The organism is Halomonas sp. DP4Y7-1 (genome assembly GCF_019800705.1).
GTDB lineage: Bacteria > Pseudomonadota > Gammaproteobacteria > Pseudomonadales > Halomonadaceae > Halomonas > Halomonas litopenaei_A.
This window is the reverse complement of sequence record NZ_JAHVKS010000002.1, coordinates 535,277-550,110: the sequence shown is the minus strand read 5'-3', so window position 1 is coordinate 550,110 and position 14,834 is coordinate 535,277. Positions and strand designations below refer to the sequence as shown.

At 61.4% G+C, this 14,834-nt stretch carries 14 protein-coding genes; 9 read left to right on the top strand and 5 right to left on the bottom strand.

Annotation, left to right across the window (positions count from 1 at the left end; translation table 11 throughout):
• Nucleotides 1-1,095, bottom strand: coding sequence for a branched-chain amino acid aminotransferase (locus KUV72_RS06020; RefSeq protein WP_206941651.1), 1,095 nt, complete (start codon nt 1,093-1,095; stop codon nt 1-3).
• Between the two features lie 237 nt (nt 1,096-1,332).
• Nucleotides 1,333-2,847, bottom strand: a complete 1,515-nt coding sequence (locus KUV72_RS06015; protein ID WP_222237750.1) for a leucyl aminopeptidase — start codon at nt 2,845-2,847, stop codon at nt 1,333-1,335.
• 205 nt (nt 2,848-3,052) lie between these two features.
• Here KUV72_RS06015 and lptF point away from each other — a divergent pair, with 205 nt between their 5' ends.
• The 6 genes from lptF to KUV72_RS05985 all read left to right on the top strand — a co-directional run bounded on the left by lptF (nt 3,053) and on the right by KUV72_RS05985 (nt 8,479).
• Nucleotides 3,053-4,135: an LPS export ABC transporter permease LptF gene (lptF, locus tag KUV72_RS06010; RefSeq protein WP_206941647.1), complete on the top strand. Its 1,083-nt coding sequence runs from the start codon at nt 3,053-3,055 to the stop codon at nt 4,133-4,135.
• Nucleotides 4,132-5,196 (top strand): LPS export ABC transporter permease LptG, encoded by a 1,065-nt coding sequence (lptG, locus tag KUV72_RS06005; RefSeq protein ID WP_222162576.1) that lies wholly within the window; start codon nt 4,132-4,134, stop codon nt 5,194-5,196. Before lptF ends, lptG begins: the two co-directional genes overlap by 4 nt.
• Before the next feature lie 92 nt (nt 5,197-5,288).
• Nucleotides 5,289-5,762 carry an RDD family protein gene (locus tag KUV72_RS06000; protein WP_222237749.1) on the top strand — a complete coding sequence of 158 codons (474 nt, stop codon included), beginning with the start codon at nt 5,289-5,291 and terminating at the stop codon, nt 5,760-5,762.
• 298 nt (nt 5,763-6,060) lie between these two features.
• Nucleotides 6,061-6,267: a bacterioferritin-associated ferredoxin gene (locus tag KUV72_RS05995; protein ID WP_206941640.1), complete on the top strand. Its 207-nt coding sequence runs from the start codon at nt 6,061-6,063 to the stop codon at nt 6,265-6,267.
• A gap of 351 nt (nt 6,268-6,618) precedes the next feature.
• Entirely contained in the window at nt 6,619-7,104 is a 486-nt protein-coding gene (gene bfr / locus KUV72_RS05990; protein WP_206941638.1) for a bacterioferritin, read from the top strand.
• 625 nt (nt 7,105-7,729) lie between these two features.
• Nucleotides 7,730-8,479 (top strand): SDR family NAD(P)-dependent oxidoreductase, encoded by a 750-nt coding sequence (locus KUV72_RS05985; protein ID WP_222237748.1) that lies wholly within the window; start codon nt 7,730-7,732, stop codon nt 8,477-8,479.
• A 60-nt stretch (nt 8,480-8,539) separates the two neighbouring features.
• Here the strand turns inward: KUV72_RS05985 and KUV72_RS05980 are convergent, their stop codons facing one another.
• The 3 genes from KUV72_RS05980 to KUV72_RS05970 all read right to left on the bottom strand — a co-directional run bounded on the left by KUV72_RS05980 (nt 8,540) and on the right by KUV72_RS05970 (nt 10,451).
• Nucleotides 8,540-8,770: a DUF1653 domain-containing protein gene (locus tag KUV72_RS05980; RefSeq protein WP_222237747.1), complete on the bottom strand. Its 231-nt coding sequence runs from the start codon at nt 8,768-8,770 to the stop codon at nt 8,540-8,542.
• A 110-nt stretch (nt 8,771-8,880) separates the two neighbouring features.
• The gene (tcdA, locus tag KUV72_RS05975) at nt 8,881-9,684 is read right to left on the bottom strand and encodes a tRNA cyclic N6-threonylcarbamoyladenosine(37) synthase TcdA (RefSeq protein ID WP_222237746.1); all 804 of its coding nucleotides are present in this window, start codon (nt 9,682-9,684) and stop codon (nt 8,881-8,883) included.
• The gene (locus tag KUV72_RS05970; protein ID WP_222237745.1) at nt 9,681-10,451 is read right to left on the bottom strand and encodes a pseudouridine synthase; all 771 of its coding nucleotides are present in this window, start codon (nt 10,449-10,451) and stop codon (nt 9,681-9,683) included. Before KUV72_RS05970 ends, tcdA begins: the two co-directional genes overlap by 4 nt.
• Before the next feature lie 161 nt (nt 10,452-10,612).
• Between KUV72_RS05970 and KUV72_RS05965 the strand changes: the two genes are divergently transcribed.
• From KUV72_RS05965 to KUV72_RS05955, 3 genes are all read left to right on the top strand, one after another.
• On the top strand, nt 10,613-12,091 hold the full coding sequence (locus KUV72_RS05965) for a TrkH family potassium uptake protein (protein WP_222237744.1): 1,479 nt from the start codon (nt 10,613-10,615) through the stop codon (nt 12,089-12,091).
• A 166-nt stretch (nt 12,092-12,257) separates the two neighbouring features.
• A complete protein-coding gene (gene aceK / locus KUV72_RS05960) occupies nt 12,258-14,000 on the top strand; it encodes a bifunctional isocitrate dehydrogenase kinase/phosphatase (protein WP_206941627.1) in 1,743 nt (580 codons plus the stop codon).
• 49 nt (nt 14,001-14,049) lie between these two features.
• Complete coding sequence (locus KUV72_RS05955; RefSeq protein ID WP_206941625.1) at nt 14,050-14,778, top strand: SIR2 family NAD-dependent protein deacylase; 729 nt, start codon at nt 14,050-14,052, stop codon at nt 14,776-14,778.
• Nucleotides 14,779-14,834 lie beyond the last annotated feature (56 nt).

Below are 14,834 nucleotides of genomic sequence, written 5' to 3'. Positions count from 1 at the left end.
CTAGACCAGTCGCGTCAACCAGCCGTGGGTGTCCTCGACGCGACCATACTGGATGTCCAGCAGGCGTTTGCGCAGACGACTGGCCACTTCATTGCTGCCTGAGTGCTCGATGACGCCGTCTTCACTGACCAGTCGACCAATGGACGTGATCACCGCCGCGGTACCGCAGGCGAACACCTCGGTGATCTCGCCGGACGCGACGCCGTCGCGCCATTCATCAATGCTGATGGGACGCTCTTCCGGGGTCAGGCCTTCGTCACGGGCCAGCTGCAGCATGGAGTCTCGGGTGACGCCCTCGAGAATGGTGCCCGTCAGGCGGGGCGTGACCAGGCGCCCGTCACGGGTGACAAAGAACAGGTTCATGCCACCGAGTTCCTCGACCCAGGTGTTCTCGACAGCGTCGAGGAAAGCAACCTGGTCGCAGCCGTGGTCGAAGGCTTCTTTTTGAGCCAGCAGTGACGCCGCGTAGTTGCCGCCGCACTTGGCAGAACCGGTGCCGCCGGGGGCCGCACGGTTGTAGTTGGAGGACAGCCAGATGGACACCGGCTTGATGCCGCCCTTGAAGTACGCCGAGGCCGGTGCAGCGATAACGTAGAAATCCACTTCCTTGGAGGGACGCACACCCAGGAAGGCCTCGGAGGCAATCATGAAGGGACGCAGATAAAGGCTGGACTCTTCAGCCTCGCTTGCCGGCGTCGGTACCCACTCGACGTCCTGGGCAACCAGCGCCTTGATGGCTCCGATAAAGTCCTCGTCGGAGAGTTCCGGCAAGGCCAGGCGACGAGCGCTGGCACGGAAGCGTGCGGCATTTTTCTCGGGGCGGAAGGTCCAGACGCTGCCATCGGCATGGCGGTAGGCCTTCATGCCCTCGAAGATTTCCTGGGCGTAATGCAGCACGGATGCCGCCGGGTCCAGCGATAGCGGGCCGTAAGGGCGTACCTGATGACCGTGGAAGCCGGCGTCTTCGGTCCAACGGATGTGAGCCATGTGGTCGGTAAAGTGACGACCGAAGCCCGGGTTCTCGAGAATAGTGTTGCGGATGCTCGCATCGGTAGCGTTGGCGTTGGGCTCGAGCGAGAAGCCTTGGATGGACACGGGTCGTTCTCCAGAATCGTATCGCGCCGCAATGGCAAGCGGCGACAGCGGATCGGGGTCGAGTCAGGGGCTCGACCAGGATGGGGCGGGCAGAATGCGCTCCTGCCGATAGAGCCAGAATGACACAGGCTCCCCCTGTCGGGGAAGCCTGGTCATGGTCACAAGGCAGCATCACTGTCGTGGGGCTGGCGCTGCCTGGGTTGTCAGTGCAGACCGCCTGGCCTGACAGACGCTGTTTCAGTCGTCGCTGGCGACGACCTCTGACTCGCGGTCGAGCAGGTAGCGGGTCAACAGGCCTACCGGCCGACCGGTGGCACCCTTGGCGGCGCCGCTGTTCCAGGCGGTGCCGGCGATATCCAGGTGTGCCCAGGGGAAGTCGGTGGCAAAGCGTGACAGGAAGCAGCCGGCGGTGATGGTCCCCGCCGGACGCCCGCCAATGTTGGCGAGGTCGGCGAAGTTGGAGTCCAGCTGCTCCTGGTACTCGTCCCACAGCGGCAGGTGCCAGGCGCGATCCCAGGCGGTCTCGCCGGCATCGAGCAGGTCCAGGGCCAGATCGTCATCGTTGGACATCAGGCCGGTGGCGTGATGACCCAGGGCGATGATGGCGGCGCCTGTCAGGGTGGCGATATCGACGACACTGGCGGGTTCAAAGCGCTCGGCATAGGTCAGGGCGTCGCACAGGACCAGGCGGCCTTCGGCGTCGGTGTTGAGCACCTCCACCGACAGCCCCTTCAGCGTCTTGATGATGTCGCCAGGCTTGGTTGCACGACCGCTGGGCATGTTTTCTGCCGCTGCGACGATGGCCACCAGATTGATCTTCGGCTTGATGGCCAGCACGGAGGCCACGGTGCCGAACACGCTGGCGGCACCGCACATGTCGAACTTCATCTCGTCCATGCCCGCGCCAGGCTTCAACGAGATACCACCAGTGTCGAAAGTGATGCCCTTGCCGACCAGGACGTGGGGGGCTTCGTTCTCGTCGTCAGCCCCCTGGTAGCGCATTACGATCAACCGCGAGGGTTCATCGCTGCCATGGCCAACCGACAACAGCGAGTGAGCGCCAAGCGCTTCCAATGCCTCTTCATCGAGGATCTCGGTGGTCAGGGCACCCGCGGACTCTGCCGCCAGGCGCTCGGCCTCGCTGGCCAGATAACGCGGCGTGCACACATTGCCGGGCAGATTGCCGAGTTGACGCGCCAGGTTGATGCCGGTGCCGACAGCGGCGCCTTGACGAGCGCCTTCTTCGGCAGAGGCGCGGTCATCGCCCTCGCTGAGCAGAATCGACACGCTCTTGAGGCTCGGGGCAGGACCGGCGTCCTTCTTGAAGTCGGTGAAGCGGTAGCTGGCGCGGAGTGCGCTTTCGGCAATCTTGTGGGCCTTCCAGTCGACGTCGCGGTCATCGACCGGCACATCGGTGAGAGCGACCGAGACTTCATCGATGGTGAGCTGGGACAGCGCCGCGAAGGCGGCATCGACGGCCTTGCAGAAGGCACCTTCCTGACATTTTGCGCGATCGCCGAAGCCGACCAGCAGCAGGCGGTCGGCAGACAGACCCGGTGCGAAGGGCACCAGCTGAACGTTGCCCAGCTTGGCGTTGAAGTCGCCGCGCTCGATCAGCTGTCCAATCAGGCGCTCGCTGGCGTCATCGAGCTTGGCTGCGGCAGGGGTGAGCTGGCCGTCCTTGAACACCGGGATAACCAGGCAGGCAGTCTCGATCTTGACCGGATTGGCCGTCTTTACAGGGAATTCCATGCTGACTCCACAAGACAAGCGTAGGGGGATTCTGGATAATGCCGGCACGATGCCGAGTCCACCCAGTGTACCCAAGCACCCTGTGGATTGCATGGCCGCCGTTAGCGTTGGCGGGATCAGGCAACGCCTCAGGCAAGGCGACTCGCCCCGGGGTTACACTGGAGCAAGGAAGACAGCTGGGAATGCCCATGGCCAGGAGTGTGCATTGATCATTTTTCGTTATCTTACCCGTGAAATCCTGCTGACCATGTCGGCAGTGGCTGGCGTGCTGTTGCTGGTCATCATGGGTAGCCGTTTCATCCGTTACTTTGCCAATGCGGCTGAGGGCGAGATACCCGCGAGCATTCTTGGCTCTCTGATGCTCTACCACATGCCCGGCTTTCTTGAGCTGATTCTTCCACTGGCATTTTTCCTGGGCATCCTGTTGGCCTATGGCCAGCTCTACTTGAACAGCGAAATCACGGTACTGGTGGCCTGCGGCACCAGTCCCAATCGGCTGCTGACGGTCAGCCTGGTCCCGGCCACTCTGGTGGCGGTGCTGGTGGGGATGTTCAGTCTGTGGTTGACGCCGGCCGGTGCGCTGCACAACGAGCTGGTACTGGAAGAGCAGCGCAGCAAGCTTGATTTCTCGGCGCTGGCGCCCGGACGCTTCCAGGAGTTCGGCAGTGGCCGCATTGCCTATGCCAGCGACGTCTCGGCAGACGGCGAGCGCATGCAGGAGGTGTTTATCAGCGAGCGCCAGAAACGCAGCGACGGGTCTCCCGAAAGCGTGGTGACCCGGGCGACCCAGGGATACCAGACGGTGGACCCGGATACCGGTAGCCGCTATCTGGTGCTGGAAGATGGTGAGCGCTACAGCGCGGAAGCAGGGCGTGCCGATGCCGAGCGGCTGGAGTTCGGCACCTATGCCGTCCGCCTGGCCCGGGCAGTCGAGGCCGTAGAAACGGACTCGGCCGAGTTTGCCACTACCCCAGCGCTGCTCGCGGACCCCACCCCGGAAGCCAAGGCGCAGCTGCAGTGGCGCCTGGGGGCGCCGTTGATGGTGTTTGTGCTGACGTTACTTGCCCAACCCCTGTCGCGGGTCAATCCACGTCAGGGGCGCTTCGCCAAGCTGTTGCCGGCGATCTTTCTCTATGTGGCCTATCTCAGCATGCTGCTGGCCGCCATGGATGCCATCGGTGGTGGGACGCTGCCGGCCATCATCGGCATGTGGCCTATTCACGCAGGCTTTCTGTTGCTTGGCCTGGGCCTGGCATTCAACGCCCAACGCAAGGGAATGAGCGGATGATTCTCGATCGGCTGGACGGCTACATCGCCCGCAATGTGCTGGGTGCCATTCTGGTGGTACAGGTGGTGTTGCTGGGTCTCGACCTCATCATCACCTACATCGACGATCTGGGAGACATCGAGGGAGGCTATGGCGCCTTCGAGGTGTTCCTGTTTCTGTGTTTGAGGCTGCCCTGGCGCTTCTACCAATATGCGCCGGTAGGCGTACTGATCGGTGCGTTGATCGGACTTGGCAGCATGGCCTCCAACAACGAGCTGACCGTCATGCGCGCAGCGGGCCGTTCGTTGGCGCGGATCGTCTGGGGCGTCATGAAGCCCATCATTCTGGTGGTGGTGATCGTATTGACGGTGGCCGAGTTCGTCAGCCCACGCACGGAGCAGTTTGCCCACGCCTGGAAGGTACAGCAGATGCAAGGCGAGGGCGCCGTGGTCACCGAGCGTGGCGGCTGGCAGCGCGAAGGCGACGATTTCTATCGATTTGGTGCCATACGCGCCGACGATACCGTGCTGGATCTGACTCGCTATGAGTTTGATGGCCATCGCCTGGAGTCGGTGACGACGGCCCATCGAGCGGTCTGGCAGGGGCAGCACTGGCAGCTGCAACAGGTAGAAGTCACTCGCTTCACTGATGATCGCACCGAGGTCATCAAGGTGCCGGACCAGCGCTGGGAAACCAGTCTGTCGCCGACCCAGCTTTCGCGGCTGCTGCGGGATGTGGAAACCCAGGCGCCCAGTGAGCTGTGGGCGTATGCCAGTTACCTGGATGACCAGGGCCTGGATGCTACCCAGCCGCTTTTGTACTTCTGGCAGAAGATGCTGATGCCCTTGACCATGGCGTCACTGGTCCTGGTGGCAGCGTCCTTTGTGTTTGGTCCATTGCGGACAGTAGCCGCTGGCACACGGGTGTTCTACGGCGTGATTACCGGACTGGTGTTCAAGTACCTGCAGGACCTGCTGGCGCCTGCGTCTACCGTGTTCGGTTTCTCTCCTGCCTGGGCGGTGCTTGCACCTACATTGGTGTGCGCCCTGCTGGGCCTGCACCTGCTGAGACGATCCGGTTGATGCGTGGAGGATACCGGCTGGGCCGGTGTCTGTGGTTAGGCTATGCGCGCGGGCACTCTGCCGGCGTGCGCTGATGTGGTCGAGCAATTGCCATGAATCGACGCTTTACCGATCTTGATGATGTCTGGCCGGCGGGGCTCGGGCGCCGCCTCGGTGCCATGCTTTACGACGGTTTTCTGCTGCTCGCCATCTGGATCGCCATTACCACGCTGCACGTGCTGGTGGTGCGCAAGGTACTGGGGCTGGCACCGGCAGAGGTAGGCGCTGGTGTGTGGCAAGTGTTCAGTCTCAGGCTGCTGCTGGTAGCCGCGGCGTTTGCCTTCTTCGCTTTCTTCTGGCGCCGCGGCGGCATGACTCTGGGCATGCAGGCGTGGCGCTTGCGGGTGCAGACGAGTGACGGGGCGCCTATCAGCTTGCGTCAGACCATGGTGCGGTTTGCGGTAGGGGCGGTGTCCTTTCTGCCTTTGGGGCTTGGGCACATCTGGGTAGTATTTGACGGCGAGCGACGCAGCTGGGCGGACCTGGCCTCCGGTACCCAAGTCGTGGTGCTGCCTAAACGGTCTTGATGGACGCGTGATGGCTCGCGCGGGCGTCGCAGCGTTCGTGGTCCAGGCCTGCCTTGTGCACGGCCCATCCTCTTCCTGGTGAGTCCTTCACCTGCTTTCTCCTGTCTGGCCTTTCTTCTTTTTACGTCCGTTATGGGCCTCGCACGCTGACGTCTTGCCTGAACGGCGGCGTCAGAAGTTGAGCGGAATCATGGAAATTCATATCTTTAGCGAAAGCGAATACGAATAACTCTCGAAAAGGTTGCGTACCTCTATGGGAATCATTTACATTGCCTATAGTGATTCAGGAGAGATGGCAATGTACGTATGCCTGTGCAAAGGGGTCAGTGACCGCCAGATTCGTCAGAGCGTCGACGACGGTGCGCGCAGCTGGCGCCAGGTGCAACGCGAGACTGGTTGTGGCACTCAGTGCGGCAAGTGTGCCTGTGTAGGCAAACAAATCACCCGTGATGCCATCCAGGAAGCCACGAGCGTCGAGCTGGAATCGCTCGCCTATGCGGTGTAAGTGGCGGTGTAAGCGGTTGATCCTGAGACGGTTATGGCAGCCGCCAGCAGTCTTGTCGAGGGTCTCTCTCGCCTGAATTGGCAATCAATATCGTTGTAGTTCTTTTTATCAAGTTATTGATTTGATTGAATTTTCTCATTCGTAGCCTATACTGCTTCTTAACAGGAGCTGGTAGGGCTACTTTTGTCGTGCCAGTGTGTTGGTCATGCTTGAGGCGGGAGGCAATGCCCCCGGCGGATGGCAGTCCAATAACGATACGCAAACGGGGCGGTAGCAGAGCCTCGTTCATTGATAGCAAGTCGACTGGCAACGCATGGTCGGTCACCACCGACAAGCAATGAGGAGCTTCCCATGAAAGGCGATCCCAAGGTCATTCAGCATTTGAACACCGTGCTGGGCAACGAGCTGGTGGCCATCAACCAGTACTTTCTCCATGCCAAGATGTACAAGGACTGGGGCCTGGCGCGCCTGGCGAAGTGGGAGTACGACGAGTCCATCGAGGAAATGCGCCACGCTGATACCCTGATCGAGCGCATTCTGTTCCTCGAAGGGATTCCCAACCTGCAGGACCTGGGCAAGCTGCACATTGGCGAAGACACTCGCGAAATGCTCGAGGCTGACCTGGCGGCAGAGCACACGGGTCGCAATGATCTGATCGAAGCCATCACCTACTGCGAGCAGGTGAGGGACTACGTCAGCCGTGATCTGTTCCAGAAGATCCTCGACGACGAGGAAGAGCACATCGACATCATCGAGACCGAGCTTGGCCTGATCGACAAGGTCGGCCTGCAGAACTATTTGCACAAGCAAATGCAGGAAGCCGGCGGCGAAGAGTAACCTGTGACATTATCCAGCGCCTGATGCGGTGCTGGATGTCCAGGCGTTGGATGAGGCATTGGATGTTTAAGCGCAGAATGTCTAAATCCAGAATGTCAAAAAAGGGGAGGCCATTGGCCTCCCCTTTTGCTTGTGACGCCGACCCGGAAATGGGAGCAATTGCTCCCCCTCGATCAGGCTGATCAGAAGATCCCTGATCACGAGTAGGACAGGCCACCCACACAGCGGTGAGTCCTGGGCGTAGCACCTAGATCGCGCTTGGCGCGCACTGGGGTCGGCCTTTTCTGGTGAGCCAGTGGACGCGGGAACTCGCAGTCCTACTCTTCGAAGGCACTGCCGCACACGTGCGCCTGATGGAGATAACTGTGCTCTATCGGGAGGCCGTCAAGGTGGCGGTGAAGCGCGATGCCACTTCGCGAGGGCCCATGCGGTGAGCCGCGTCCCGCGTTTGGCCATGATCAAGCCGGCTATCGGCCTGCCGGAGCGATACCTTGAGGCCAGCGCGCGGCTGGCCGTCTGCTAATCTGCTTGATGCGCAGCAACCTGAGCACTGAGAGGCTACGACGCTGTGCGATGTACGCCTGCTGCGTACGCACGCATGTCCCCTGCAGAAGGGAGAAGACTCATGTCGATTCGGTTCGAGGGAAAGACAGCACTGCTCACTGGCGCGGCCTCCGGGATCGGGAAGGCGACAGCCGTCAAGTTAGCCGCCGAAGGCGCGGCGGTGATCGTCGCAGACCTGCACGAACAGGCTGCCTTGGCGGTAGTGGACGAGATCGCTGCAGCGGGTGGCAAGGCGGTCGCATTCGGCGGAGACTTCACGTTACCCGCCGTGAATGAGGCCGCGGTGGCGTTTGCCGTCGAAGAATTCGGGGCTTTGCAGCTAGCGTTCAACAATGCCGGCATCATCGGCCCGCAAGGGCCATTGCACGACGTCGATATCGAGGCGTACAAGCAGCTCATCGATATCAACCTTGATGCGGTTTTCTATGGCCTGAAATTCCAGATTCCCGCCATTGTTGCGGGTGGCGGTGGGGCCATCGTGAATACAGCGTCCGTCCTGGGCCTCTTGGGTACGCCTAACTATGTGCCGTATGCCGCGGCAAAGCACGCGGTATCGGGGTTGACCAAAAGTGCAGCACTTCAGTATTCCGCCCAGGGCGTTCGCATCAACTCCGTGCATCCCGGCTACATCGACACGCCGCTGCTTGATGCGTTGAGCCGTGAAGAATATCAATCGCTTGCTGCGCTGCATCCCATCGGGCGTATCGGAACGTCGGAGGAAGTGGCCAATGTCGTGGCGTTCCTGCTTTCCGATGAGGCCGCCTTTGTGACGGGATCACAATATACCGTCGATGGCGGCTTTACTGCCTAGGGCTTGCACGAAAAGTGCCTGCGCTTGGTGATACGGCGTTAAAAATCGCCTTGTTGTCGTTCAAAATGCCTTCTCGAGGGCAAAGCGCGGTCGGTTCTCCCCGTCGACCTGAACGGTTTCGCAGAACATTGCCAGCGGACGTACCCACAGGCCGTAGTCGCCATACAGCGCGCGGTAGACCACCAGCGCCTCCTCGTTCTCGCTGTGCTGGGCGACGCCGCAGACCTCGTAAAGCGCGCCCTTGTAGTGGCGATAGATGCCGGGTACCGGAGGATGGGAAAGGGGTGTCATGCTCGTCTCCTGACATGATGGACGCCGGACTTCCTTCGGGCTGGGCTTTTTCGTGAGGCCCGTGGCGTGGCTGGCCCGTAAGGTGTCTGGCGGTGTGGCAAGGCGCTTGCTCAGTTGACCCGGGTGAGTCTGGCCAGCGCACGGGAAGCGGCGACAAAGCCGAAGCTGCCGGTGACAAAGGTGGCGGCGCCGAAACCGCCTTCACAATCCAATCGAGTGGCCTCACCGGCACCAGGTTTGGTGTGACAGACCTCGCCATCCTGTCCGGGATAGACCAGCTGTTCGTCGGAGTAGACGCACTCGACGCTGAAGCGTCGCTTGGGGTTGCGCGAGAAGCCATGGTCTCGGCGCAAGCGTGAGCGAACCTTGGCCAGCAGCGGGTCGTGTTCCGTGCGGGTCAGGTCGGCGACCTTGATTCGCGTAGGGTCGGTCTGGCCACCGGCGGCGCCGGTCACCGTCAGGGGCAGCTTGCGGCGCTTGCACCATGCGATCAACGCGGCCTTGGCCACCACGCTGTCGATGGCGTCGATCAGGTGATCGGCATCGGCAGGAATGCGCTCGGCGAGATTGGTGGGCGTGGCGAAGGCCACATCGGTCACTACCTCGATACAGGGGTGAATGGCTCGGCAGCGCTCGGCCAGTACCTCCACCTTGGGACGACCGATGGTGCCGTCCAGTGCGTGCAGTTGACGATTGATGTTGGACACGCAGACGTCATCGAGGTCGATCAAGGTCAACTTGCCGATACCACTTCGCGCCAGCGCCTCCACCGCCCAGCTGCCGACGCCACCCACTCCGACCACCACCACGTGGGCGCGGGCGAGGCGTTGGGCGGCGGTCGCTCCATATAGGCGGCGAATGCCCCCGAAGCGCAAGTCGTAGTCGTTGTCCTGGTGGGATATATCGTTACTCATGGGCGATCTCGGTGGGTCGTTGGCGGCGTCAGGTCAGCGCCGGGCCGAGGAAGGTGAGCGCGCCAGCCAAAGCGATCGAATAGACGAGTCATGGTGTCATCCAGTGGGCAGCAGAGCTGAAGCCGGTGGCGTTCACGGGGGTGCTCGAATGCCAGGTTCACGGCGGCCAGCAGCAGGCGATCGCAGTCCAGTTGGTCACGAAAGAAGCGGTTATGGTTGCCCTTGCCGTGCTTGGCGTCGCCAATGATGGGGTAACCGATGCCAGAGAGGTGTCGGCGGATCTGGTGGCGTCGGCCGCTCATTGGTGTGGCTTCCATCAATGAATAGCGGGCCTGGGGGTAGCGATCGATACGCACCGGCAGCTCCACGCTGTCGAGCCGTCGCACCTCGGTGATGGCGGGCATGGCTGGCATGTCGGCCTTTGGGCGTGTTCCATCTTCTTCCCGCAGCGCTCGATCAATGCGCTCATGATCGGGCCCGATGCCCCTCACCACTGCCAGATAACGCTTGTCGACGTGGCGCTCGCTGAAGGCTTGGCTCAACGGCGCGGCCATCTCAGGTGACAGGGCAAACACCATCACCCCTGAGGTCGGTCTGTCGAGTCGATGCACCGGGTAGACCCGTTGCCCCAGCTGATCGCGCAGCCGTTGCAGCAGGAACTCGGTTTCTCCTCGGGCCAGGGGGCTTCGATGAACCAGCAGCCCTGAAGGCTTGTGCACCGCCACAAGGTCGTTGTCCTGGTAAAGAATGGGCAGGGGCAGAGACATCGTGGGGGTACCTATGGCGTGAATGCGAACTCAAGGCGCGCTATTGTCGCCATGTCGTGCCGTTCTGTCATCCGTGATCACATCAGGGTGTGAGCAGAAGGGGCTTTTCCGGGTGCGCCGTTGGTCTATGATGAGCGCCGACAATCAGTGAGAGAACCACTATGGCCCGAGGGACTGGGATGCTGCGCTGGTGGCTGGATTGGGCTCCTGTGCTCAAGGTGCTGTCGGTGCTGTGGCTGGTATTGGCGCTGTTCATGCTGCTGCCATGGGGGGTACTGCTATGGGAGGGCGACAGTGATGCTCCTGCCTTCGCCCGCTCGCTGTTGACGGTACTGGCAACGGTGCTGGTGTGCTGGTGGTTGACCTGGCGCATCCCGGTGGAGCTCAAGACCCGGCAGATGTTCGTGCTGACCACCCTGAGCTGGCTCAGTATCAGTGGCTTCGCCAGTCTTCCTCTGGTGCTGGGGGCGCCCCACCTGACGCTGACCAATGCGGTGTTCGAGTCGGTGTCCGCGATCACGACCACCGGCTCGACCATCCTCACGGATATCGATGGGCTATCCGATGGCCTCAAGCTATGGCGTGGCCTGATGCAGTGGCTCGGGGGCATCGGCATCATCGTCATGGGTATCGCCATCCTTCCATTCCTCAAGGTCGGGGGGATGCGCCTGTTCCAGACGGAGTCGTCTGACTGGTCGGACAAGGTGATGCCGCGTACCGGCGGAATCGCCAAGGCCACCCTTGGCATCTACGTGTTCGGTACCCTGGCGGCAACGCTGGCCTATGCCCTCGGTGGCATGACCCCACTGGACGCGGTGGTCCATGCCATGACCTCAGCGTCGACCGGCGGTTTTGCCAACTCGGATGCTTCTTTCGGGGCCTATGCCGATCAGCCTCATCTATTGTGGCTGGCTACGCTGTTCATGTTGCTCGGCGCCTTGCCGTTTGTGCTGTATATCCGCTGCCTGAGAGGCGCACCGTTGGCGCTGTGGCGTGACGAGCAGGTACGCGGTCTGCTGTGGCTGTTAGTGGTCGTCATTGTGGCGCTCACCCTCTACCGGGTATGGCGTGGCGAGCCGGGATTCATGGCGCTGACGCACACTGCTTTCAATGTGGTGTCAGTGGTGACCACCACGGGCTATGCCAGCGATGATTACAGTCAGTGGGGCCCCTTTGCGGCGATGGCGTTCTTCTATCTGACCTTCGTGGGCGGCTGCAGTGGGTCTACCAGCGGTGGCATGAAGATCTTCCGCTTTCAGGTGGCTATCAAGATGTTGCTGAGCCAGCTGCGTTTTCTGATCCATACCCATGGCGTGTTCGTATCGCGCTATAACGGCGTCCCGCTATCGGACGAGATCAGTCGAGGCGTCGTCGCCTTCTCGTTCTTCTTCTTCCTGACCATTGCCGGTCTGGCACTGGCGCTGGGCCTTTTGGGGCTGGACCTGGTGACGGCGCTGACCGGGGCAGCCACGGCTGTCACCAATGTGGGGCCGGGGCTTGGCGACATCATTGGCCCTGCCGGAAATTTCTCGACTTTGCCCGATGCGGCCAAGTGGCTGTTATGTGTGGGCATGCTGATGGGGCGCCTGGAAATTCTGACGGTGCTGGTGTTGTTGACTCCGATGTTCTGGCGCAAATAGGCGATGTGGGACGCCCGCGCCAAGCGTTGACGTCATCAATGTGCTGGTTAGGACAGTGGGGTTGGCGCTGGTCATGTTGCGGGGCAACATGACAGTCGACATTGGTCGTCTCGCCGAGACCGGCGGGGACCGTCATTCTGAGTCGACGTCCGCCGGGAGTGCCGAGATGAAACTGTCCCCTGCCTATCGCATCGCTGCCACCATCCTGCATGGCTTCGATGAGTACCGTTCGCGCTTCAAGCAGATCACCCTGGACGCCAATCGGCGCTTTTGCGACGCTGCCTGGCGCGAGGCGCAGCAAGCCTCCGCCGAGCGGATCAACCTGTATCAGGCCAAGGTCGACGAGACCCTGGAGCGTCTGAGGCGGACCTTTGATGAAGATACCCTGAGCCACTGCGAGTGCTGGCGAGAAGCCAAGGGGCACTACATCGAGCTGATCAGCCAGCGCCTCGACTACGAGCTGGCGGAAACCTACTTCAATTCCCAGTTCTGCTCGATCTTCCATCATCGTCATATTCGCGACGACTGGATGTTCGTGAATTCCTCCCGGGACGCCGCCAGTCATCACTCAGGCATCGATCTGTGTCGACGCATCGCCGTCGACGGCAACTGGGCGCAGGCCATCCACCAGGCGTTGGAGGGCGCGCAGTTGGGACTTCCGTTTATCGACCTCGATCATTGCGGGCATCTGGCCCGGGATTTCCTGGTCGATCACCTGCCCGAGGGGTTGCGTGACGGCCACGGAGTCGAGATCGAACTGCTCAAGAGCGTGTTCTACCGCAACAAGGGGGCGTATCTGGTTGGACGCCTGCATCGCGGAGATCAGCAGGTGCCGCTGGTGTTGCCCGTGTTGCATGAAGAGGGCAAGGGGCTGCATCTGGACACGGTGTTGATCGAGCCGGACGAGGTCTCGATCATCTTTTCCTTCACCCGCGTCTATTTTCAGGTCGATGCGACGGTACCCAGAGAGTTCGTCGCTTATTTGCACATGCTGATGCCGGACAAGCCCATCAGTGAACTGTACGCTGCGATTGGCTTCTTCAAGCATGGCAAGACGGAGTTCTTCCGCGCGCTGAATCAGCAGATTGCCCGCCGCGAGGACAAGTTCATCATCGCGCCAGGGGTGCGTGGCATGGTCATGGCGGTGTTCGTGCTGCCTTCCCATCGCACCGTGTTCAAGATCATCAAGGACCGCTTCGACCCGTCCAAGGCGATGAGTCGGGACAACGTGCGCGACAAGTATGGGCTGGTCAAACGCCATGATCGGGTAGGGCGCATGGCCGATACCCAGGAATTTTCCTATCTGGTGTCGCGCAAGGATCACTTTGACCCGGAGTGCCTGGAACACCTGCTGGAAGTGGCACCCTCCACGGTGTATCTCAAGGATGACAAGGTCATCATCAAGCACTGTTACACCGAGCGCATGATGACCCCGCTCAATCTCTATCTGGAGCAGTGTGATGAGGCGGAAACCCGCGCGGTACTGAAAGATTACGGCAATGCCATCAAGCAGATGGCGGCGGCCAACATCTTTCCAGGCGATATGCTGCTCAAGAACTTCGGCGTCACCCGGCATGGTCGGGTCATCTTCTATGACTACGATGAGGTGAGCTACCTCACCGAGTGCAACTTCCGGCATATTCCGGAGCCCTTGTACCCTGAGCAGGAGCTGGCTGATGAACCCTGGTACTCGGTTGGCCCCAATGATATTTTCCCCGAGGAATTCGGGCCCTTCCTGTTCGCCAACGTTCACTTGCGCAAGCTGTTCTACGAGCTGCACCCGGAGTTGTTCGACGCCGATTATTGGAAAAGCCTGCAGCGTGCGATCACCGATGGACACGTGATCGATGTCTATCCCTATCGCAACAAGCAGCGCTTCGCCTCGGACCCCGGGGGCTTGACCTACTGATCGCGAACGGCGGCGCGAAGATCACTGCAATCTGTCACGGAGCGCCTGCATGGCCAAATCTCCTCACCTGGTAGTGCTGACCGGCGCTGGCATCAGTGCCGAGAGCGGCATCGAGACCTTTCGGGCAGCAGATGGCCTGTGGGCCAATCATCCGATCGAGGACGTGGCGACGCCTGAAGGATGGGCGAAAAATCCTCAGCGGGTGCTCAGCTTCTACGATGCTCGGCGTGAGCAGGTGCGGGATGCACGCCCCAACGCGGCCCATCGTGCGTTGGCCAATCTTGAGGCCCTGGGATTCGATGTCAGCATCGTGACCCAGAACATCGATGATCTGCATGAGCGGGCCGGTTCGCGCCAGGTGCTGCACTTGCACGGTGAGATCATGGTCGCACGTTCCTCCGTCGATGAGCGCATGCGCTACCCCCTTGGACGGCGCAACATCGCCATGGGGGACGTCTGCGATCGAGGCAGCCAGCTGCGACCGGATGTGGTCTGGTTTGGTGAGGCGGTTCCCGCCTATCAGGAGGCTTGCGAGCTAGTGGCCGACGCGGATCTGCTGCTGGTGGTAGGGACCTCGTTGGCGGTGATGCCTGCCGCTGCCCTGATCCATGAGCTGCCGCTGGACGCACAGTGCGTGCTGGTGGACCCAGACCCTGGACTGCAGGTGCCCGCCGGGGTGACCCGCTGGGTGATGCCTGCCGGGGAAGGGGTGCCGGCGCTTACTCGCCACTGGCAGCGTGAGGGGCGCCTGTTCGTGCCGCCGTCAGGTAACGCCTGACAGCGACGTCGACGGTCGTGGCGGGTACGCGGTGCTGGCAGCGTGACTGACGTGTT

Excerpts from the sequence above, each read along its gene's own strand:
- lptG (WP_222162576.1), top strand. The coding sequence starts at position 4,132 with ATGATTCTCGATCGGCTGGACGGCTACATCGCCCGCAATGTGCTGGGT.
- KUV72_RS05965 (WP_222237744.1), top strand. The coding sequence starts at position 10,613 with ATGGCCCGAGGGACTGGGATGCTGCGCTGGTGGCTGGATTGGGCTCCT.
- KUV72_RS05980 (WP_222237747.1), bottom strand. The coding sequence starts at position 8,770 with ATGACACCCCTTTCCCATCCTCCGGTACCCGGCATCTATCGCCACTAC.
- KUV72_RS06015 (WP_222237750.1), bottom strand. The coding sequence starts at position 2,847 with ATGGAATTCCCTGTAAAGACGGCCAATCCGGTCAAGATCGAGACTGCC.
- bfr (WP_206941638.1), top strand. The coding sequence starts at position 6,619 with ATGAAAGGCGATCCCAAGGTCATTCAGCATTTGAACACCGTGCTGGGC.
- KUV72_RS05955 (WP_206941625.1), top strand. The coding sequence starts at position 14,050 with ATGGCCAAATCTCCTCACCTGGTAGTGCTGACCGGCGCTGGCATCAGT.
- aceK (WP_206941627.1), top strand. The coding sequence starts at position 12,258 with ATGAAACTGTCCCCTGCCTATCGCATCGCTGCCACCATCCTGCATGGC.
- KUV72_RS06000 (WP_222237749.1), top strand. The coding sequence starts at position 5,289 with ATGAATCGACGCTTTACCGATCTTGATGATGTCTGGCCGGCGGGGCTC.
- KUV72_RS05970 (WP_222237745.1), bottom strand. The coding sequence starts at position 10,451 with ATGTCTCTGCCCCTGCCCATTCTTTACCAGGACAACGACCTTGTGGCG.
- KUV72_RS05995 (WP_206941640.1), top strand. The coding sequence starts at position 6,061 with ATGTACGTATGCCTGTGCAAAGGGGTCAGTGACCGCCAGATTCGTCAG.
- KUV72_RS05985 (WP_222237748.1), top strand. The coding sequence starts at position 7,730 with ATGTCGATTCGGTTCGAGGGAAAGACAGCACTGCTCACTGGCGCGGCC.
- tcdA (WP_222237746.1), bottom strand. The coding sequence starts at position 9,684 with ATGAGTAACGATATATCCCACCAGGACAACGACTACGACTTGCGCTTC.